The sequence below is a fragment of the Myxococcus guangdongensis genome, from assembly GCF_024198255.1.
In the GTDB taxonomy this organism is placed as follows: domain Bacteria; phylum Myxococcota; class Myxococcia; order Myxococcales; family Myxococcaceae; genus Myxococcus; species Myxococcus guangdongensis.
Genome location: NZ_JAJVKW010000002.1, coordinates 1,045,494 through 1,064,897 on the forward strand (window position 1 = coordinate 1,045,494; position 19,404 = coordinate 1,064,897).

General features: G+C 70.4%; 17 protein-coding genes. 9 read left to right on the plus strand and 8 right to left on the minus strand.

Annotated elements, in window-relative coordinates; translation table 11 throughout:
* Positions 1-8: 8 nt before the first annotated feature.
* Complete coding sequence (locus LXT21_RS09100; protein ID WP_254037693.1) at positions 9-992, minus strand: iron ABC transporter substrate-binding protein; 984 nt, start codon at positions 990-992, stop codon at positions 9-11.
* A 177-nt stretch (positions 993-1,169) separates the two neighbouring features.
* On the opposite strand from LXT21_RS09100, the gene LXT21_RS09105 reads away from it, so the two are divergent.
* The 4 genes from LXT21_RS09105 (at position 1,170) to LXT21_RS09120 (ending at position 4,086) form a co-directional block, all read left to right on the plus strand.
* The gene (locus LXT21_RS09105) at positions 1,170-1,793 is read left to right on the plus strand and encodes a nuclear transport factor 2 family protein (RefSeq protein ID WP_254037694.1); all 624 of its coding nucleotides are present in this window, start codon (positions 1,170-1,172) and stop codon (positions 1,791-1,793) included.
* Positions 1,794-1,799: 6 nt separating this feature from the next.
* The gene (locus tag LXT21_RS09110; RefSeq protein WP_254037695.1) at positions 1,800-2,636 is read left to right on the plus strand and encodes a PfkB family carbohydrate kinase; all 837 of its coding nucleotides are present in this window, start codon (positions 1,800-1,802) and stop codon (positions 2,634-2,636) included.
* A 121-nt stretch (positions 2,637-2,757) separates the two neighbouring features.
* Positions 2,758-3,333: a hypothetical protein gene (locus tag LXT21_RS09115; protein ID WP_254037696.1), complete on the plus strand. Its 576-nt coding sequence runs from the start codon at positions 2,758-2,760 to the stop codon at positions 3,331-3,333.
* Positions 3,334-3,591: 258 nt separating this feature from the next.
* Entirely contained in the window at positions 3,592-4,086 is a 495-nt protein-coding gene (locus tag LXT21_RS09120; RefSeq protein ID WP_254037697.1) for a hypothetical protein, read from the plus strand.
* Positions 4,087-4,172: 86 nt separating this feature from the next.
* Here the strand turns inward: LXT21_RS09120 and gyrA are convergent, their stop codons facing one another.
* Positions 4,173-6,962: a DNA gyrase subunit A gene (gyrA, locus tag LXT21_RS09125; RefSeq protein ID WP_254037698.1), complete on the minus strand. Its 2,790-nt coding sequence runs from the start codon at positions 6,960-6,962 to the stop codon at positions 4,173-4,175.
* A 244-nt stretch (positions 6,963-7,206) separates the two neighbouring features.
* The gene (locus LXT21_RS09130; protein WP_254037699.1) at positions 7,207-7,950 is read right to left on the minus strand and encodes a tetratricopeptide repeat protein; all 744 of its coding nucleotides are present in this window, start codon (positions 7,948-7,950) and stop codon (positions 7,207-7,209) included.
* Between the two features lie 170 nt (positions 7,951-8,120).
* On the opposite strand from LXT21_RS09130, the gene LXT21_RS09135 reads away from it, so the two are divergent.
* Positions 8,121-9,482, plus strand: a complete 1,362-nt coding sequence (locus LXT21_RS09135; protein WP_254037700.1) for a M24 family metallopeptidase — start codon at positions 8,121-8,123, stop codon at positions 9,480-9,482.
* 76 nt (positions 9,483-9,558) lie between these two features.
* Positions 9,559-9,927, plus strand: coding sequence for a response regulator (locus LXT21_RS09140; protein WP_254037701.1), 369 nt, complete (start codon positions 9,559-9,561; stop codon positions 9,925-9,927).
* Between the two features lie 57 nt (positions 9,928-9,984).
* On the opposite strand, the gene LXT21_RS09145 is transcribed toward LXT21_RS09140, so the two are convergent.
* From LXT21_RS09145 to ung, 5 genes are all read right to left on the minus strand, one after another.
* Positions 9,985-11,169: a tetratricopeptide repeat protein gene (locus LXT21_RS09145; protein ID WP_254037702.1), complete on the minus strand. Its 1,185-nt coding sequence runs from the start codon at positions 11,167-11,169 to the stop codon at positions 9,985-9,987.
* Positions 11,169-12,113, minus strand: coding sequence for a hypothetical protein (locus tag LXT21_RS09150; RefSeq protein WP_254037703.1), 945 nt, complete (start codon positions 12,111-12,113; stop codon positions 11,169-11,171). Before LXT21_RS09150 ends, LXT21_RS09145 begins: the two co-directional genes overlap by 1 nt.
* Positions 12,114-12,203: 90 nt before the next feature.
* Positions 12,204-12,698: a DUF3592 domain-containing protein gene (locus tag LXT21_RS09155; protein ID WP_254037704.1), complete on the minus strand. Its 495-nt coding sequence runs from the start codon at positions 12,696-12,698 to the stop codon at positions 12,204-12,206.
* A gap of 39 nt (positions 12,699-12,737) precedes the next feature.
* On the minus strand, positions 12,738-13,556 hold the full coding sequence (locus tag LXT21_RS09160) for an acyl-CoA thioesterase (RefSeq protein ID WP_254037705.1): 819 nt from the start codon (positions 13,554-13,556) through the stop codon (positions 12,738-12,740).
* 63 nt (positions 13,557-13,619) lie between these two features.
* Positions 13,620-14,297, minus strand: coding sequence for a uracil-DNA glycosylase (ung, locus tag LXT21_RS09165; RefSeq protein ID WP_254037706.1), 678 nt, complete (start codon positions 14,295-14,297; stop codon positions 13,620-13,622).
* 171 nt (positions 14,298-14,468) lie between these two features.
* On the opposite strand from ung, the gene LXT21_RS09170 reads away from it, so the two are divergent.
* From LXT21_RS09170 to LXT21_RS45155, 3 genes are all read left to right on the plus strand, one after another.
* On the plus strand, positions 14,469-16,235 hold the full coding sequence (locus tag LXT21_RS09170; RefSeq protein WP_254037707.1) for a CpaF family protein: 1,767 nt from the start codon (positions 14,469-14,471) through the stop codon (positions 16,233-16,235).
* 421 nt (positions 16,236-16,656) lie between these two features.
* Complete coding sequence (locus LXT21_RS09175; RefSeq protein WP_254037708.1) at positions 16,657-17,598, plus strand: hypothetical protein; 942 nt, start codon at positions 16,657-16,659, stop codon at positions 17,596-17,598.
* Positions 17,599-17,612: 14 nt separating this feature from the next.
* Complete coding sequence (locus LXT21_RS45155) at positions 17,613-19,289, plus strand: hypothetical protein (protein WP_267145397.1); 1,677 nt, start codon at positions 17,613-17,615, stop codon at positions 19,287-19,289.
* The last annotated feature ends 115 nt before the right edge of the window (positions 19,290-19,404 follow it).

Sequence of the window (19,404 nt, forward strand, 5' to 3'; positions counted from 1 at the left end):
CGCTCCCTCTACAGGACGCCGGTGTCCTGCAGCAGCTTCACCGTGCCGCGCAGGTCGTCGAGCTTCGACAGGTCCAGCTCCGGCGAGCCGACCTTGGACAGCGCCGGCAGGTCCTGCGCCGTCTTCACGCCGGCCACCAGCGGATACTCGTGCGTCTCCTGGGAGAAGTACGCCTGGGCGTCGTTCTCCAGGAGCCACGCGGAGAACTTGCGCGCCGCGTCCTGCTTCTTCGACTCCTTCAGGATGGCCACGCCCGCCACGTTCACCAGCGCGCCCGGGTCGCCCGCCACGGAGAAGTCGTTGGCCACCGGCAGCTCCGCGTTGCTCTTCTTCGCGGCGTACAGGTAGTAGTGGTTGACGAAGCCCGCGTCGATTTCACCGCGGCCCAGCGCCTCGACGATGGCGGCGTTGTTCTTGTACACGCGCACGCCGTTGGCCTGGATGCCCTGGAGCCACTGCTTCGCCGCGTCCTCGCCCTTGAGCAGCCGCAGCGCGGTGACGAAGGCCTGGAAGGACGCGTTGGTGGGCGCCCAGCCCAGCCGGCCCTTCCACTTCGCATCCGTGTAACCCAGGATGCTGTCGGGCAGGTCCGCGGCCTTCACCTTCTTGGTGTTGTACGCGGCCACGCGCGCGCGGCCGCTGACGCCCACCCACTGGCCTGTCGGCGAGCGGAAGCGCGCGTCCACCTTGTCGAGCGTGGCCTTGGGCAGCGCCTGCAGACGGCCCGCGTTGCTCAGCGCGCCGAGCGCGCCCGCGTCCTGCGCGAAGAACACGTCCGCGGGCGTCTTGTCGCCCTCCTCCAGCAGCGTGGCGGCCAGCTGCGGCGTCTCGCCGTAGCGCACCTTCACCTCGATGCCGGTCTTCTCGGTGAACTTCTTGAGCAGGGGCCCCACGAGCTTCTCGTTGCGGCCGGAGTAGACGGTGAGCGTCTCCGCCGCCATCGCGGTGGAGGACACGGACAACAACAGGGTCAGTAGGAGTCGACGCATCATGGCCGGGCACCCTAACGGACGGGCCCTCACCATGCCACCCGGAGCCCGGGCTTTTGCGCCGCGCGTCGAGTGTCGGAGCGCGAACACCCCACGCCCGCCTCGAACCGCGTCAGACATTCCTCGGACGTCAGGGTAACCTGTCGCGCGGTGCTTCCTCGACGTCTGGAGGTCCATCCCATGCCCCGCTTCATCGCCGCGGTCCCCGTCGTGGTCCTGCTGAGCTCCGCCTCCGTTTTCGCGCAGTCCGCGAAGCCGCCCCCCGTCGCGCCCAAGCCGCCCGCCGCGCCCAGCCCGATGAAGCTCGCGGCGGAGCGCACCCAGGCGGCGCTCCAGCAACATCCCCCCGGCAGGTCGGAGGACGTGAAGACGCAGGAGGCGCTGCTCGCCGCGCTCTATGACGTCATCAGCGGTCCCGCCGGCAAGGCGCGCGACTGGCAGCGCTTCCGCTCGCTGTTCTATCCGGGCGCGCAGATGGCGTCCGTCAATCGCACCAAGCCCGGCGGGCTCCCGGGTGTGTCCCCCATCACCCCGGACGACTACGTGGCCTGGGGCGAGACGTTCTTCAAGACGCACGGCTTCTTCGAGAAGGAGACGCACCGCCAGATGTATGGCTATGGCGACCTGGTCAACGTGCTGAGCGCGTACGAGGCCCGTGAGGCGCCGGAGGGCGCGGTGCTCACGAAGGGCGTCAACAACATCCAGCTCGTCTTCGACGGCCAGCGCTGGTGGGTGCTGCACATCTCCTGGACGGACGAGAAGGCCGCCGGCGCGCCCGTGCCCGCGACCTTCACGCGCAAGTAGCCGCCCGTGTCGGGACGCGCCTCGTGCGACGTGCTGGTGGTGGGCAACTACTGCCATGACGTGCTGCCCTCGGGAGAGGGCGGCGCGGTGCACACGCTCGGCGGCTCCGCGGCGTACATCTCCTCGGTGTTCGACGCCGCGGGCGTGGACCACGCGGTGGTGGCGGTGGCGGGCGAGGACTTCGCCTATGCGGACCGCGTCCGGTACCCGCCGCGCATCATCCCGGGCACGCGCACCACGCGGTTCCTCGCGGACTTCAGCCAGGCAGAGCGCGTGCTGCGCGTGGACGCGCGCTCCGTGAGCATCCCGCCCGAGGACATCGTCTTCGATGCGCGCGTGGCGCTCGCCTGCGGGGTGATGGGCGAGGTGCCTCCGGAGACGCTCGTCCGGATGTCCCAGCGGGCCCAGCATGTCCTCGCCGACGCGCAGGGCCTCTTGCGCACGCTGGATGATGAGGGGCGCGTGTGGAACCAGCGGCTGGAGGACACGCCCTACGCGGAGTTGCTGGGACACCTGCGCGTGCTCAAGGCGAGCGAGGAGGAGGCGCGGGCGCTGGACCTCGACGCCGTGCGCGCGAGGACGTGTGTGGTCATCACCCGCGGACGCAAAGGCAGCACGGTGCTCACCGCGCGGCACTCGGTCCACCTGCCCTCCTGGCCCGTGGAGGAGGTGGACCCGACGGGCGCCGGGGACTGCTTCCTCGCGGGCTTCACCCTGGGACTGCTGCGGGGTTGGACGCTGGCGAAGTGCGCGGAGCTGGCGAACTGGTTCGGCGCACAAGCGGTGACGCAGGTCGGCGTGCCACGCGTGGATGTCTCGACGCTCCCGGACATCCTGCGCTGAGCCCGGGCGACTGTCCTCGAGTCCAAGGCCTTTGCATCCTCCCGGACAGCCCCCTCGCGTCGCGAGTGGCCCCGTCAAAACCAGACAGCTATAGCCAATGCCTCACACCCAGGAGGCAGTCATGCATCGACCATCGTGGCGCGCAATCGTCGTGCTCATCATGACGGGAAGTACGCTCACCGCTTGCGGAGGACACGAGGAGCCCACCGCGCCACGAAGCCCGGCGACCGTGGAGCAGGGCCTGGTGACGCTGGTTTCGTGCCCCCTCGGAACAGCGGTCATCCAATACTCCCCGCCGTTGAAGAACACGCCCCAGGACGTGACGAACACGGGCAGCTTCACCCTCTCAGGCTGCGACGCGTTGTTCAGCGGGGTGAGCTCCGGGACCATCGGCCTCAACCTCTTCCGGCCCGGCTATTCCTGTCACGAGTTGCTGACCTCCGGCACGTCGGACTCGGTCATCACCTGGAACACCCTCGAGACCTCGACCCTGACGCTGACCCGGGTCGGCACGCGGGTGGAAGGGCTCTCTGTCCTCTACACGCACCTGGGCTCGGTGGTGTCGGGCAAGTTCGCGGGCGCCACCGCGATTCGGACCACCACCTATCTCAGCGCCGACCTCGACGCCTGCTCCTCGCCAGAAGGCCTCGCGCAGCTCAGCGGCACGGCGACCCTCACGCTGCTCGGCCTGCCCTAGACAGTCTCCAAGCTCCCAGACGTCCTGCGCTGAGCCTGACGAATCACCCTCGCGCACTGGACGAAGGTCCAAGGCCCGGGCCCGTCCACGAACGGTGCGCCCGGGTCCCACGTGGCCCTGGACGAAGGTACATCCCTATCCCAGCGACCTCTTCAAACCAGGGGGTCCACGATGCGCCGAAACTCCAGATTCATCCTGTTGTTGTCATGTCTCGCGGGAGGTGTCCTGCAAGGCTGCGGGGAGGAGCCGCCCGCTCCCTTGCCGTCCGAGGAGGACACCACCCAGACGGAGCAGCGGCTGTCGATGGTGGCCTGTCCAGTGGGAGCGACGGTGAATCAATACACGCCACCGTTGTCGGTCATCCCCCGCGACACGCACATCACCGGGATGTCCTCGTTCACGAACTGCGTCTCGTTGTTCGACCCGGAGGTGACGTCCGGAGAGCTCCTCATCGACGTCCAGCGCCCCGCCTACTCCTGTCGGGACCTGCTGGAGCTCGGCTCGACGCGCGCGGAGGTGATTTGGAACACGGGCGAGACGTCCACGCTGTTCCAGACGCGCACCTCCCTCCAGATCAGCAACACCACCATCGCCGTCACCTACAGCGGCACGGTGGAGTCCGGGAAGTTCCAGGGGGCCACCGCGGTCCGCACGCTGACGTACCTGGACGTGGACCTGTTCGAGTGCTTCTCCTCCTCAGGCATCCAGGGCATGTCCGGCGTGACGACGCTGACGCTGCTCGGGCTGCCCTGAGCGTCCCACCGCGCCCATGACAAGACGAAGCCCCTCTTCCCACACACGGGGAAGAGGGGCCTGGGTGCCTCACATCATCGTCCGACTCAGGCCTGCGGCTCCTCGGAGCTGGAGTCCTCGGCCGACGTCTCGGAGGCAGGAGCCTCCTCGGCGGCGGGAGCGGCCTCGACCTCGGTGGCCACGGCCTCCGCGGACGCGCCCTCCGGAGCGCCCTCGGCGGGCGGCGTCGTCTCCGACTCCTCCTCGGACTCCTCGCCCTCGGGGAGCTTGGAGAGGGCCATCACCTTCTCCTGCTCGTTCTCCAGCGCAATCAGGCGCACGCCCTGCGTGTTGCGGCCGATGACGGAGATCTCCTTCACCTTCATGCGGATGAGCATCCCGCCGTTGGTGACGAGCATCACCTCGTCCGACTCCTTCACCTGCACCACGCTCACCACCTTGCCGTTGCGCTCGGTGGTCTTGATGTCGATGATGCCCTTGCCGCCGCGGCCCTGCTGCCGGTACTCGGCCTCCTCGGTGCGCTTGCCGTAGCCGTTCTCCGTCACCGTGAGGATGGCGGACTCGTTCTCCACCACCACGGCGCCCACCACCTCGTCCCCGTCCTCCAGCGTGATTCCCTTCACGCCGAAGGCCTGACGACCCATGGAGCGGACCTCCGACTCCGGGAAGCGGATGCTCATGCCCGTCGCCGTCGACAGGAGGATGTCCTTCGAGCCGTCGGTGATCATCACCGCCACCAGCTCATCCCCGTCGTCGATGCCCAGCGCGATGATGCCGCTGGAGCGGACGTTCTCGAACGCGCTCAGGTCCGTGCGCTTCACCACGCCCTTCTTCGTGACGAAGAAGACGTAGCGGCTCTCCGGGAAGTCCCGCGTCACCAGCACCTGGGCCAGCTTCTCGCCCTCGCCAAACTGCACCAGGTTCACCATCGCCTTGCCGCGCGACGTGCGGCTGGCCGCCGGAATCTGGTGCACCTTGAGCGAGTACAGCTTGCCCTTGGTCGTAATCGGCATCAGGTACGCGTGGGTGCTCGCCACGAAGAGCTTGCTGACGAAGTCATCTTCCTTCGTCGCCGCGCCCGTCTTGCCGCGCCCACCGCGCTTCTGCGCCCGGTACTCCGACAGCGGCGAGCGCTTGACGTAGCCGGTGTGCGACAGCGTGACCACCATCGTCTCCTCGGCGATGAGGTCCTCGCTGGTGATGTCATCCACGGCGCCGATGATTTCGGTGCGGCGCTTGTCGCCGTAGCGCTCGCGAATCTCCATCAGCTCCGTCTTGATGACGTTGAGCAGGCTCTGCTCGTTGGCGAGGATGTCCTGCAGGCGCGCCACGTCGCGCACCAGGCCGATGAGCTCGCGGAACAGCTCCTCGCGCTGCAGGCCGGTGAGCCGCTGCAGGCGCATCTCGAGGATGTTCTGCGCCTGCTCCTGGCTGAAGCCCGCGCCCTCGTACTTGTGCGCCAGCCCCCGGTACTGCGGCTCCTCGTTGCGCGCGCGCGAGACGAGCAGCTCCATCTGCGCCTTCGCCTTGTCGTAGTCGATGCGCTGCAGGTTCGCGAAGCGCTCGTGCTCGTACAGCGTGGGCGACAGGATGTTCATCAGGCCCCAGCGCGCCTCGTCCGGGTCCCTGGACGCGCGGATGAGGCTGACCACCAGGTCGATGAGGTCCTGCGCGACGAGCAGACCCTCGACGATGTGCATGCGCGCCAGCGCCTTGCGCAGCTCGTAGCGCGTGCGGCGCGTCACCACGTCGCGGCGGTGGGCGATGAAGCGGTCCAGCAGCTCCTTGAGGTTCAACGTGCGCGGCTGGCCGCCGTCGATGGCCAGCATCACCGCGCCGAACGTCGTCTCCAGTGCCGTGGACTGGTACAGGTTGTTGAGCACCACCTGCGAAATCGCGTCGCGCTTGAGCTCGATGACGATGCGCATGCCCTGACGGTCGCTCTCGTCACGGATGTCGCTGATGCCCTCCAGCTTCTTCTCGCGCACCAGCTCGGCGATCTTCTCGATGAGCCGCGCCTTGTTCACCTGGTACGGAATCTCCGTGAAGATGATGGCCTCGCGGTCACCCTTCTTCGACGTCTCGATTTCCGACCGGGCGCGCACGGTAATCTGCCCGCGGCCCGTCTCGTAGGCGCGGTGGATGCCCTCGCGGCCGGTGATGAACGCGCCGGTGGGGAAGTCCGGGCCGGTGATGAACTCCATCAAGTCCCGCACGGTGCACGTGGGGTTCTCGATGAGGTGCAGCGTCCCGCTGATGACCTCCGTCATGTTGTGCGGCGGGATGTTGGTGGTCATGCCCACCGCGATGCCGCTGCTGCCGTTGACGAGCAGGTTGGGGAAGCGCGCCGGCAACACGAGCGGCTCCTCGAGGGAGTCGTCGTAGTTGGCGCCGAAGTCGACGGTCTCCTTGTCGATGTCCGCCAGCAGCTCCTCGGCCAGGCGGTCCATGCGCGCTTCGGTGTAGCGCATGGCGGCGGGCATATCGCCGTCCACCGAGCCGAAGTTGCCCTGACCGTCCACCAGCAGGTAGCGCAGGCTCCACGGCTGCGCGAGGCGCACCATGGCGTCGTACACGGAGGAGTCGCCGTGCGGGTGGTACTTACCGATGACGTCACCCACCACGCGCGCGCTCTTCTTGTAGGGGCGGTTGTGGTAGTTCGCCAGGTCGTTCATCGCGAACAGCACGCGGCGATGCACGGGCTTGAGGCCGTCGCGCACGTCGGGCAGCGCGCGACCGATGATGACGGACATCGAGTAGTCGAGATACGAGCGGCGCATCTCGTCTTCGATGTTCACGGGGATGAGCTCTCCAGCGCCGTCCGGAGGAGGAGGCGGGGAGGGCGGGGCCGGCTTGTCGGTGGTGTCGTCAGCCATGGGCTCTGGGAGGTTCGCGGAGGGACCCCGTGAAGGGCCGCCGTCCAGTGAGGGAGCGTTCGTAACCCCTGGATTTCCCTACGTCAACAAGGGAAACGAGGGGGTGTACGCCCCACATGCGGAGGGGTTCGAAATCAAGTCATCGGAGCGCGAAGAAGCGCCCCCTACTGAACGCTCGAACACCCTGTTTTCAGCCCGCTTCCGACGAAGAAAAACGGGCCTCCGGAAGGGCCCGGGACGGACGCTAGACGGGCGAGGGACGAAGGGGGGCGGCCAGCCGCTCGGCCTCGGTGCCAACAGGGCCCTCGGGGTCCTTCTCCAGGGCCTTCTCGAAGGCCGCGAGCGCCCCCTGCTTGTCGCCCTTGAGCTTGAGCGCCACGCCCACGTTGAGGTGTGCGGGCGCGGAGTCGCGGTCCATGGCGACGGCCTCGCGGAACAGGGCCAGCGCCTGGTCCACGTCGCCCGACAGCAGGGCCTCCTTGCCGGCCTGGACGCGCTTCTCCGCGTCATTCACCAGCTCCACCTGGAACACGCTGCCGCCCACCACGTTGGCGATGAGCACGCGCAGGATGCCGCCCCAGTAGAACGTGAGCCCCTCCGCCGCGACGACGGCGGCGAGCGGCAGGTCCGGCAAGAGCTGCTTGCCCCGGAACTTGAAGCGCACGCGGGTGTAGCGGCCCTTGTTGGCCCAGTGCACCACCTCGCCCTGGAGCTTGCGCAGGCCCTCTTCCATGCGCTTGGGGTCGATTTCGAAGGGGAGCACGCGGCCTCCTCCCTCCTCGCCCGCGGGCAGCGCCTTGGGGGCGTCCTCCAGCGTGGGCTCATCGGGGAAGACGGGCTCGGCCTCGAGGACGATGGGCGGCGGCTCGGGCGGGCGAGCGGGCCGCTTCGCCTGGCTCTTCCGGGGAGCGGCGGTTCGGGGAGCGGCGGGCTTCTTCACCTTCACCTTCGCCTTCGCGGCGGACTTGCGGGAGGAGCTCTTGGCCATGGTCATCACCTTAAACGAGCGACGGCGGTGGCGCTTGCACTCGCGGTTTTCTCCGGTTTGCCCGGGCATTTCTTCAGGGCGACGCGACAGGACTTCACATGGGGGCGGTGCCTGGGGCGGACGAGGTCGGGGATGATGGCGGCGCCTTCTCCCGAAAGGATTCCCGAAGCATGAAGCGCGTCCGGTCCGCTCTCGTCGCCACCCTGCTCCTCGCCGCGCCCCTGGCGGGCGCGACGGGCAAGGCCTCCATCGTCTCCGGCGACCCGTGGCCACGCATCCGAAAGGAGCGCATCCAGAAGCTGCTGCCGCAGGCCATGGCGCGAGCGAACGTGGACGCCTGGGTGGTGCTCTGCCGGGAGAACGACAACGACCCGCTGGCCATCCACGTCGGCGGGGAGAACGCGGGCGGCACCGCGGCGTTCCTGTTCCTGCGACAGGGGGACACGGTGCGCTCGCTCGCGCTGTCGCCGGTGAGCGAGGCCACGGCGCTGCGCGAGGTGGCGCCGATGGACGAGGTCATCTCGGTGGAGCGCGGGCAGGACCTCTATGCGCAGATTGCCGCGAAGCTGTCGGCGGCGAAGCCCGCGCGCATCGCCATCAACGCGTCCACGTCCGTCACGGTGGCGGACGGGCTGTCGTCCTCGCAGCGCGCGGCGCTGGAGAAGGCGCTGACGCCCGCGCTGCGCAAGAAGCTGGTGTCGTCCGAGGACGTCGTCTCCGAGTGGCTGTCCGTGAAGCTGCCCGAGGAGGTGGACATCCTGCGCAAGGCCGCGGCGCTCACGGCGCAGCTGCAAATCGAGGCGTACGCCACGGTGGTGCCGGGCAAGACGCGTGACTCCGACGTCGCGCGCTTCCTTCGCAAGCGCATGGCGGAGCTGGGCGTGGGGGACGCGTGGGCGCCGGACCAGAACCCGGCGGTCAACAGCGGACCTCTGCGTGGCCACTCGCACGCCACGGAGAAGGTGATTCAGCCCGGTGACTTCATCCAGACAGACTTCGGCATCCGCGTGGGCAACTTGTGGGTGACGGACATCCAGCGCTTCGCCTACGTGCTCGCGCCAGGGCAGACCCAGGTGCCGAAGGACGCGCTGGAGCGGTGGGAGAAGGGCCGGCAGGGCAACCGCGTGGCGCTGGCGGCGCTCAAGCCGGGTGTCAGCGGCTGGGACGTGGACAAGGCGCAGCGCGTGTGGATGAGCGAGGCGGGCTCGGAGCCGATGAACATGTTCGGCACCGGCCACCCCGTGGGGTACTGGGCGCATGATGTGGGGCCCGCGCTCTCCGGTGGGGCGAAGGACAAGCCCAAGCAGGGCCAGTCCACGCGCATCATCCGGACGGGGCAGGTGTTCGCCTTCGACGGGTTCTTCGCGTGGAAGGAAGGCCCGGACGCGATGCGCGTCCTCTCCGTGGAGGAGATGGCCGTCGTCACCGAGACGGGCGCCGAGTACCTGATTCCGCCGCAGGAGGACCTGGTGCTCATCCCGTCGCCGGGCACCCCGGGTCAGCAGAACCCCGTGGCTCCCGCACCGCGCTGACGGAATGCGTTGCTCGCCCTACTCTCCCGACTGGCCCGGCTCATAGGATGAGACAGGCTTGCCGGGAGAGCGTGTGATGCAGACCGTGCTGGTGATTGACGATGACCTGTTCGTGCTCTCGCTGGTGACGGACATCCTGCAGAGCGCCGGCTTCCAGGTGCGCACGGTGCAGTCACCCGAGAGCGCGTTCCAGGAGGAGCTGGGGAGCATCTCCGCCATCCTCTGCGACTACAACATGCCGTCGATGAACGGCGCGGACGTGCTCATCGCCATGCGCGAGCTGAAGGAGTGCGACGCGCCCTTCATCTTCCTCACCGGCCACGAGCAGTTGGACGACCTCATCCCCGTCGCCATCCGCTACGGCGCGGAGCTGCTGCCCAAGCCCATCCACCCCGTGGAGCTGATTCGCCTGCTCATGAAGCAGCTCGCCAACGTGGCGGCGTGAAACACGGGTTTCATGTCTGGGGACGGGCGCCCGTGAGCGCCCGTCCGTCACATCCGCTCAGGAGGCCAGCGCCTTGATGAGCCGCTCGGCCTGATCGCGCCACTCGGGGTCCAGGCGCTCCAGCTTCAAGAGCGACTGAGCCATCTGCGTCGCCCGCGGCTTGTCGCCCAGGCGCGCGCTCACGAGCGCCAGGTTGAGCTGCGGCTCGGGGCGCTCCGGCGCGCGGCGGTGCGCCTCTTCCAGCACCTCCAGTGCCTGCTGGCCCGCGCCCGGGAGCTCGTCCTCCGGGATGCGCATCAGCAGATTGCCCAGGTTGTTGGCGGGGGCCCAGTCATCCGGGTCCAGCTTCATGGCCTCGCGCCACGCCGTCAGCGCGGCGGGGATGTCCACCGGCTCGATGGCCTCCAGCGCCATGCCCTCGACCATGCAGCTCTGCGCGGTGGCCTGTCCGCGCGACGCCAGCTTCTTGCACAGCTCCAGCGCGTCGGTCAGCCGCCCCTGCGCCAGCCGCAGCCGCGCCAGGTTCGCCTGCGCCGCGGGAGCGTCCGGCTCCACGCGCGCCAGCGTCTCCGCCGTGGCCACCGCGCCGCTCAGGTTGCCGCGCGCCAGCTGCACGTTGCACAGCGCGTTGAGCAGGTACGGGTCGCCGTCGAGCGCCTTGATGCCCGTCAGCAACAGCTCCTCGGCCGCGCCCAGCTCACCGCCGGCCTGGAGCGCCACCGCGAGCACCAGGTAGCTGGGCCCGTGCCTCGGGTTGAGGCGCAGCGACTCCTGGAGGTGGTGGAAGCCGTCCTTCAGGTTCTCCTGGGCGAAGAGCACGCGCCCCAGGTGGAAGTGATGGATGGCCGTGCTCGGCGACAGCTTCACCGCCTGCTCGAGCGCGGTGCGGGCGCCGGCGTTGTCGCCCTGCTCCGCCAGGAGGTAGCCCTGGCCGAACCAGGCCTCGGCCTTCTGGGGCCGCGCCTTCGCCACCTTCCGGTAGAGCGCCAGGGCGCCCGCCGCGTCACCTCGCCGGGTGAGCAGCGCGGCCCGGACCAGCTGCACGTCCGGCTCCTCCGCGCTCACGCCCGCGAGCCATGACTCGGCCTGGGCCTCGTTGCCATCGAATGCCGCGAGCCGGGCGAGCGCGACCCGGGCCGCCAGGTCCGAGGCGTCGCGCTTGAGCGCGGCCTCGGCCTCCCGGCGTGCCTGGTCCAGCTCCCCGGCTGCGAGAAGTGCGTCGTACCTGGCGGTCTCCGCCATCAGCCAAACAGCCCCTTGAAGAAGTTGCCGACGGACTTCACCACATTCTTGGCCACTTCGATGGGCTTCTCGACGACGCTCTTCACCGCGTCCGCAATCTTGCCGAAGTTGATGTCCACGTCGAAGCCGAGCTTGAAGCCCACGCCCAGGGCCGCGCCGAAGTCCACGCGGGCCTTGAAGCGGCCGTTGTCCCAGCTGGCCTCGGCGCGCGCCGAGACACCCACACCGGCCCAGGCCTCCGCACGGCCCGTGACGCCGCCGTAGTCGCCCAGCTTCACCGTGCCCGTGGCACCGGCGCGGGCGCCGATGAACGCGTCACCACCGACGCGGGCCGCGTACTTGCCGTTGATGGGGTCCACCGTCACTTCACCGTGGAGACCCGCCTTCGCGCCCACCCACGCCTTGCCCTGCAGCTCCGCCTGGATGGGGCCGACACCCGCGCGCAGCGTGCCCTCGGCGTCCACCAGCGTGGCCTTCGCGTCCAAATCGCCGCGGGCGAACAGCTTGCCGCCCTCGATGCCCACCTCGCCGGAGCCCTTGAGCTCGGCCTCGAGCAGGCTCACCTTGCCGTAGCCCTGGGCCACGCTGTTGGCGTCGCCGAAGCCGCCCTCGAACTTCTTGACCGCCGCGCCCTTGGTGAACTGGCCGTCGATGCCGACCTTCGGGATGGCGCCCAGCAGGCTCGCCATGGCGCCCGTCACGCGGCCCGAGGACTCGTGCTGGGACTCGTGGCTGTAGCTGGTGTTCCAGTTCTGCGTGGTGCTCTTCTCACGCTCGAAGTGGCTCTGGAGCCGGCCGTTATCAAAGGTGGTCTGGACGCCCGTGTTGGTGTCCTTGACGACCTTCTCCGTGGTCGTGTTCTTCACCACCGAGCCGTTCTGCGACGTCTGGCTGGTGCGAACCGGGTTCTGCTGACCGCGACGGATGGAGGAGCGATCGCTCATGGCGGACCTCGGCCGGGGACTGGCCGGGAAAGAATGTGAAGGGATTGTCGCGGAGGACGTGGATCAGTTGCGTCCAGGACGGAGATTTTCCTACAGCCGCGCCGCGAACCAGCGCGCCACCAGCGGCATGCAGGCGCCGAGCGCCACCAGCCCCAGCCCCAGCCCCAGCCGCACGAAGCTGGGCGCGTGCGCGCCGGGCTCCAGCACCGCGTCGGTGGGGTCCGCCGGGTTGTAGGCGACCCGGACGGCCTGCCCCGGGGGATAGCGCCGGAGGACGGACTGGGCGTGCTCCGGGTTGGTGTACGCGGCGGGGTCCACGCGCAGGGTGGAGGTGCCGACCAGCACGCGGCCCACGGTGTACTCGTACTGGACGACGGCCTCGTAGTGGATGCGGGGCTCTGCCGGGCCGGCCACGGGGAGGCGGCGCTCGAACTCCTCGGCGGAGCGGATGGTGCCCGGCGCCGTGGGCCAGCTCAGGGTGCGCCGGGCGCGCAGGACGTCCTTGAGACCGGCGACCACGAAGAGGACACCCACCGCCGCGAGCAGCGCGGAGATGGCGGTGACGACGACCCAGAGCACTTGCACGCCGCCGACACTACCAGATGGCGGGAGGCCGTCCGGTCTTCAGCCGCCCATGACGACGAAGAGCTGGCGGCACTGGGCCAGGAGCACGCCGTCCTCGGTCCACAGCTGCTGGTAGTCGTCCGCGTAGCCCTCCCCTGCCTGACGCGAGCGGCCGGTGCGCAGGAAGTGGGCGTCCGGCTTCAGCCCGGGCATGGGCAGCGGGTGGAAGAAGTGCACGGTGAAGTCCACCGTGGCCGCCGGGCGGAAGCCCTCCACGCGGGAGAGGGCCGCCGGGGGATAGGCGTCCATCAACCCCACGCACAGGGGCGCGTCCAGCACCGTGGGCTGCCGGGGGCGCAGCCACCCGCCCGTCTCCGCCACGTCCGAACCCGAGTACGGCGCCGAGCCCAGGCAGAAGCGGAACTCGAAGTGGCGGCAGAAGTCCGGCATGGGCACGTCGTCGGGTGTCGCCGGGACCTCCAGCGGGGACGGGACCTTGGGGGGCGTCAGGTCCAGGTACTCCAGGGCCCCGCCGCGCGAGGCGCCGAAGGTCGCGCTGCCCACGGCCACCACGCCCGCGTCGTTCTCCACCCGCACCGTGGCGTGGGTGACGAGCTTGCCGGCGCGCTCGATTCGCGTCAGCACCCGCGCCTCGCCCTCCACCGCGGGGGAGCAGAAGTGCATCGTGAAGGAGCGCACCGGCCGGGCCGCGTCGGCCAGCGTGTGCTCCAGCGCGCGCAGCGCCGTGCCCGCCACCACGCCGCCGTAGGCGCCCCTCCCCTGGTACCAGTCCGCGTGGAAGCGGGTGCGGTAGACGTTGGGTTCCAGCGGCTCGGGCGTGGAGGCGGCGACGAAGGCGGCGGTCATGTCGCGACGCACCGTATCAAGCCTCGTCCTGGAGGCACGGCCTTCGTGCCCGGACGCGCGGTGCGGCCCGCTTCTTCACTGGGACAGGCGCCAGTCGACCGGGGGGCGGCCCTTGGACTCCAGGGCCTGGTTCACCTTGCTGAAGGGCTTGCTGCCGAAGAAGCCGCTGCTGGCCGACAGGGGCGAGGGGTGGGTGCCCTCGATGACCACGTGGCGCCTGGCATCGATGAGCTTCTTCTTCTTCTGGGCGTACTTGCCCCAGAGGAGGAAGACGACGGCGTCCTGCTTGGCGCTCACCGCGCGGATGACGGCGTCGGTGAAGTCCTCCCAGCCGTGGCCCGCGTGGCTGTTGGGCTGGGCCTGGCGCACGGTGAGCACGGCGTTGAGCAGGAGCACACCCTGCTCGGCCCAGGGGATGAGGGAGCCCGTCTTGGGACGGGGTTGCTTCACGTCCGCCTCCAGCTCCTTGAAGATGTTCACCAGCGAGGGCGGCGAGGGCACGCCGGGCTTCACGGAGAACGCCAGCCCGTGTGCCTGCCCGGGCCCGTGGTACGGGTCCTGGCCCAGGAGCAGCACGCGCACGTCCGCGTAGGGCGTCAGCCGGAAGGCGGAGAAGAGGTCCTCCTCCGAGGGGAAGACGGTGGCGGCCTCGCGCTCCCGGGCGACGAAGCCCTCCAGGTCCTGGAACGAGGGTGAATCGAGCGCGGACTTGAGCTCCCGCTTCCAGTCCTCCGGCAACCCGTCCTTCAACATGGCGTGACTCCCCGTCCGACCAACGAGGTCGGACATTGAAGCACCGCCCACGCGGGGGGCCCACCGCTTTCGTCCCGGCGTCCGGGGCCCGACAGCCGGACTGGAAGCGACCGGGCGGGCGGGACGGGTTCTTGGGGGGAAGGCCCCGGGCGCGCTAGCCTGGGTGGCGCCATGACGATGTACACCGAGTCACTCCGCGCCTTCCTCAAGCCCGTCCTGCCCTATCTGGACGACGAGGCGGTGTCGGAGATCATGATCAACGGCCCCACCGACGTGTGGATCGAGAAGAAGGGCCGACTGACGAAGACGGACGCGGCCTTCACCGAGGAAGGCCTCATCGGCGCCGCGCGCAACATGGCCCAGTTCGTCGGCCGCATGCTCACCGACGAGCGCCCGCGCCTGGACGCGCGCCTGCCGGACGGCAGCCGCATCCACGTGGTGATTCCGCCGATTGCCCGCCGCGGCACCACCATCTCCATCCGCAAGTTCTTCAAGGAGAAGCTGACCGTCCAGTCGCTCCTGAAGTTCGGCTCGCTGACGCCCCAGATGGCGCGGCTCATCGAGGCGGGCATCGCCACCAAGCTCAACATGCTGGTGGCCGGCGGCACGGGCTCCGGCAAGACGACGCTGCTCAACATCGTCTCGTCGCTCATCCCCGACGAGGAGCGCATCCTCACCATCGAGGACTCGGCCGAGCTCCAGCTCAACCAGACGCACGTGGTCGCCTTCGAGAGCCGTCCGCCGGACAAGTTCGGCAAGGGCGGCGTGGACATGGGAGACCTGCTGCACTCGGCGCTGCGTCTGCGCCCGGACCGAATCGTCGTCGGCGAGGTGCGCGGCGGCGAGGCGTTCCACCTGATGCAGGCGATGAACACGGGCCACGGCGGCTCGCTGGCCACCACGCACGCCAACACGCCCACGGACACGCTGCGCCGCATCGAGTCCTTGTGCCTCATGTCCGGCGTGGAGCTGCCCATGGTGGCCGTGCGCGCGCAGGTGGCCAGCGCCATCAACTTCGTCATCTGCTGCGAGCGTCTGCACGACGGCAGCCGCAAGACGATTGCCCTGTCGGAGGTGCTGCCGCTCAACGAGAAGGGCGACTACCGCACGCAGGACATCTTCGTCTTCACGCCGGTGGCCAAGGACGAGGACGACCACATCCTGGGCTACCACGCGCCCACGGGCATCATCCCCAACTTCGTCGCCAAGGCGAAGGCGTACGGCTTCAACGACTTGGAGGACTCGTTCTTCGACCCGGCCACCTACGGCCTGCCGCCTCCGCCCACGTTCCACGCCGGTGAGTCGTACACCGTGCGATGGGCGCCCTCGCTGAAGCACCGCGAGGAGGGACAGCCGGACCCCTCGCACTTCAAGCAGGAGTGGTCCGCCTTCGAGGAGAAGCTCAAGCAGGACGCGCGCGAGGCCAAGGCCGCCAAGGCGGGTGGAGCGCCCGCGCCCGCCGCCGCGCCCGTGCAGGTGCAGGTCCCCGCGAACCTGCCCACCTCGAAGCCCGCCATGCCGCCGGCCGCGCCGCCCCGGGTGGCCAGCGCCACGCCGCCCGCGGGTCAGGCCGCCGCCCGGCCTCCCGCCGCCGCGCGCCCGCCGCCGCCTCCCGAGAGCGACGACGACAAGACGCCGCCCCCCAGCCGCAGCCCGTTCGCCAGCGGGATGGACCACGCGGCCGAGGCCAAGGTGGAGGTGGATGAGGAGCTGCTCACCGACGCGGGCCGTGCTCCGCCGCCGCGTCGCCCGGGCACGCCGCCGCCCAGGCCGCCGCCTCCCGGGGCACGCCCCGCGCTCGCCGCGCGCAGGCCCCCGCCGTCCATGCCCGCCCACGTCGACGACGAAGACGAGGACACGGGTGCGACAGCCGAGCCCCAGGGCGGCTCCGAGAAGACGCAGATCCGCCCCGCGCCGTCGGAGCGGCCTCGTCGCTGAGCAGGTGGGGGCCCGGGCTCCGCGGAGGCGGAGCCGCACCGTGTTCCTCGAAGAAGCCTCGCCGCCCAGTGCGGGGACAGCATCCATGTCCCCGCCAGGGAGGAGACTCCGTCGGAGCGGCCTCGTCGCGGAGCGGATGGGACGCGCCCGGCAGCTGCCGAGGTTGAATCGCCCCGCCCTTGCGCGCCCTCACCGCTGAATCCATGGCGCCGCTCCCAGCGGCTTCACGGATGCAGATCCTCGGTGGTCCATTGAGGCGGCCTCGTCGCTGAACATTTGGGTCACGACTCCATCGCCCTACCCGGGTGGTGGAGTCCCCCGCCACCGCACGCACCGCCCGCGAGCGTGACGCCCCCCCCGAGGTGAGTCACCCCTGATTCCCGGCCTTGCGAGGAGGTCGTGTCGGGGGGAAAGTGCTCGCGTGTTGATCTCCCTCGTCGCCGTCCTCACCGTGGTCGCCGCGCAGGCGCCCGCGCTCCCCGCCCCACAAGGGCCCTTGAGCGTGTTGGTCGCGCCTCCAGACGCGACGGGAACCCCCTCACACATCGTGGATTTCGCGCGCGAGCACGTCACGGCGCAGCTCGAGGCGCGAGGCGTGCGCGTCATCCGGATGGACAACGTCACCCGGAAGATGCCCGCCACGAAGCGGCGCGCGCTGCTGCGCTGCAAGCGCACGGAGGCCCCCTGTCTCCAGTGGTTGGGCACCGCCAGCCAGGCGGAGGTCGTGCTCATCACGGAGCTGGTGCGAAAACCACAGGGCTACCGCGCGGGAGTGAAGACCCACGCGGCCAAGGACGGCGCGCTCATCTCCGAGCACTCCGTCTCCGACGTGCTCGAGGACCGACTGCTGGACGCGCTCACGCAGACGCTGGACGTGGTGCTGCCCGCGACGCTGCGCGCCCTGCGCCCCCCGCCCCCCGCACCGCGCATCGACGACGTCCCCCCGCCCACGCGCGTGACCCGGCCCGGCGCCTCCGAGCCCGGCCCCGAGACATCCACCGTGCCGGAGGCTCCCGCCATCGTGCAGAAGTCCTCCTCCGCGCGACGCTGGGCGTGGCTGCCCGCGGCGGGCGGCGTGGTGCTCGCGGGCGTGGGGACGGTGTTCTACCTGAAGGCCAAGGACCGCTACGACACGCTGGAGACCGGCGGCACGGACCTCCCCTTGCGTGACTCGGACGCGCTGGTGTCCCAGGGGAAGAACGCGCAGACGGTGAGCCGCGTGGCCTTCGGCTTGGGCGCGGCGGGGCTCGTCGCCGGCGCGGTGATGTTCCTGTGGCCGGAGGACCCGCCCGCGAAGGTCGTCCCCTCCGCCACCGTGACTTCGGGTGGCGCCATGGTGGGCCTGTCCGGGACGTGGCCATGACCTCGAGAGGACCCATGCGGAAGACCTGGACGCTCGGCGCCTTGGGCGCGGCACTCGGCGCGGTGCTCGCCGCCGGCGGTTGCTACGACTTCGACGCCGCGCAGAAGCGCTGCCTCGACGAGGGCCGGTGCGAGCAGGTGCCTGACGCCGGACGCTGCATCCCCAACACCGCCATCGACGACACGCCGGACGACTCCTTCGAGGACTCCGACTGCGATGGCGTGGATGGCCGCGCCAGCGAGGGCCTGTTCGTCGACCCCGTGAACGGCAGCGACGTCGACGGCACGGGCTCGCGCGACGCGCCGCTGCGCACGCTCGGCCACGCGCTGTCGCTCGTGCGCCAGTGGGACGGCGGCGCGCCCACGCGGGTGTACCTGGCGGGCGGGGCGTACCAGGAGGGTGAGCTGACGCTGGACGTCCCCGTCTCCCTCCACGGCGGCTACGCGGGGCGTGATGGGGGCTGGCGCCGCGTCGGCACCCAGGTGGCCCAGTTGGAGGCCGGCCCCACCGCGCTCACCGTGCGCGGTCTGTCGGACGCGGGCGTCGTGCTGGAGTACCTGCGCGTGAGCTCCGCGGATGGACAGGCGCCAGGACAGCCCTCCATCGCCCTGCGCGTCATCGGCTCGGACGTGCGGCTGCGCCACACCGTGCTCGCGGCGGGACGCGGCGGCGCGGGCCAGGATGGCGCGAATGGGGACGCCGGAGCACCGGGCCCCGACGGCGGCGAGGGCACCAAGACGCTCCCCACCAGCACGAACGTGCCGGGTGAGGGTGGCGCGGGCGGCATCAACCTGGCGTGCCCCGGCGAGGAGGGCTCGCGCTCAGGCGGAGACGGCGCCCACGGAGTTCACAAGACCGTGGGCAACGACGGAGCCCCCGGGCAGCCCCAGGCGGGAGGTCCTGCGACGGGAGGCACGGGTGGCTTGGGTGGGGCCCTGGACACGAGGGACTGTCGGTCCTCCCCCTCCACCTGCAGTTGTGGCGCGGGCGACGGCTTCGCGGGAGACGCGGGCGTCGCGGGCATCCCTGGGGACGCGGGCGCGTTCGGCGCGGGAATGGGGACCTTGTCGGAGATCGACGGGACGTGGACGGTGGGCGCGAGCCAGAACGGCGTCGCGGGTGAGGCGGGGACGTCTGGCACGGGCGGCGGCGGCGGCGGCAGTGGTGGCAGCTGCGTCATCCAGTCGAGCCCCCAACTCCCCGAGCCCGCCAGCCCCGGAGGCAGCGGCGGCGGCGCGGGCGGCTGCGGCGGCCAGGGCGGCGCGGGTGGCGGTGGCGGCGGTGCCTCCATCGGCCTGCTGCTGTTCGACTCGAGCGTGACGTTGGAGACGGCCACGTCCATCGAGACGCTCGGCGGCGGCGCGGGTGGCCGGGGCGGCGCGGGTGGCCGCGGGGGCTCCGGCGGTGAGGGCGGCCTGACCGTGGGGCGCACCAACGTCGAGGACATGACCTACAAGAGCGGCGCCGGCGGTCCTGGTGGCAAGGGCGGCAACGGCGGCGCGGGTGGGCCTGGCGGTGGTGGTGGCGGTGGCCCCTCGGTGGGCATCTGGTGCACACGCGCGCAGGTGACTCAGGGCGACGCGGGGACGACCATCACCCAGGGGCCGGGCGGCGATGGCGGACCGAGCGCGGGCCCTGCGGGCGAACCCGGCGCGTCCGTGCCGACGTTGGGCTGTCCTACCTCGCCGTAGGGACATCCGTCGGCTGACCGACGCTGGAGGAGCGTCGGGGGCACTTGGGGTGTGCGTCGCCTGAACGCTCGCCCTGCACTCAGGTCCGAAGCCCATCGCGCCCCCCTCCCGGTCT

Excerpts from the sequence above, each read along its gene's own strand:
- LXT21_RS09105 (WP_254037694.1), top strand. The coding sequence starts at position 1,170 with ATGCCCCGCTTCATCGCCGCGGTCCCCGTCGTGGTCCTGCTGAGCTCC.
- LXT21_RS09170 (WP_254037707.1), top strand. The coding sequence starts at position 14,469 with ATGACGATGTACACCGAGTCACTCCGCGCCTTCCTCAAGCCCGTCCTG.
- LXT21_RS09100 (WP_254037693.1), bottom strand. The coding sequence starts at position 992 with ATGATGCGTCGACTCCTACTGACCCTGTTGTTGTCCGTGTCCTCCACC.
- LXT21_RS09135 (WP_254037700.1), top strand. The coding sequence starts at position 8,121 with ATGAAGCGCGTCCGGTCCGCTCTCGTCGCCACCCTGCTCCTCGCCGCG.
- LXT21_RS09130 (WP_254037699.1), bottom strand. The coding sequence starts at position 7,950 with ATGGCCAAGAGCTCCTCCCGCAAGTCCGCCGCGAAGGCGAAGGTGAAG.
- LXT21_RS09115 (WP_254037696.1), top strand. The coding sequence starts at position 2,758 with ATGCATCGACCATCGTGGCGCGCAATCGTCGTGCTCATCATGACGGGA.
- LXT21_RS09140 (WP_254037701.1), top strand. The coding sequence starts at position 9,559 with ATGCAGACCGTGCTGGTGATTGACGATGACCTGTTCGTGCTCTCGCTG.
- LXT21_RS45155 (WP_267145397.1), top strand. The coding sequence starts at position 17,613 with ATGCGGAAGACCTGGACGCTCGGCGCCTTGGGCGCGGCACTCGGCGCG.
- LXT21_RS09150 (WP_254037703.1), bottom strand. The coding sequence starts at position 12,113 with ATGAGCGATCGCTCCTCCATCCGTCGCGGTCAGCAGAACCCGGTTCGC.
- LXT21_RS09145 (WP_254037702.1), bottom strand. The coding sequence starts at position 11,169 with ATGGCGGAGACCGCCAGGTACGACGCACTTCTCGCAGCCGGGGAGCTG.
- ung (WP_254037706.1), bottom strand. The coding sequence starts at position 14,297 with ATGTTGAAGGACGGGTTGCCGGAGGACTGGAAGCGGGAGCTCAAGTCC.
- gyrA (WP_254037698.1), bottom strand. The coding sequence starts at position 6,962 with ATGGCTGACGACACCACCGACAAGCCGGCCCCGCCCTCCCCGCCTCCT.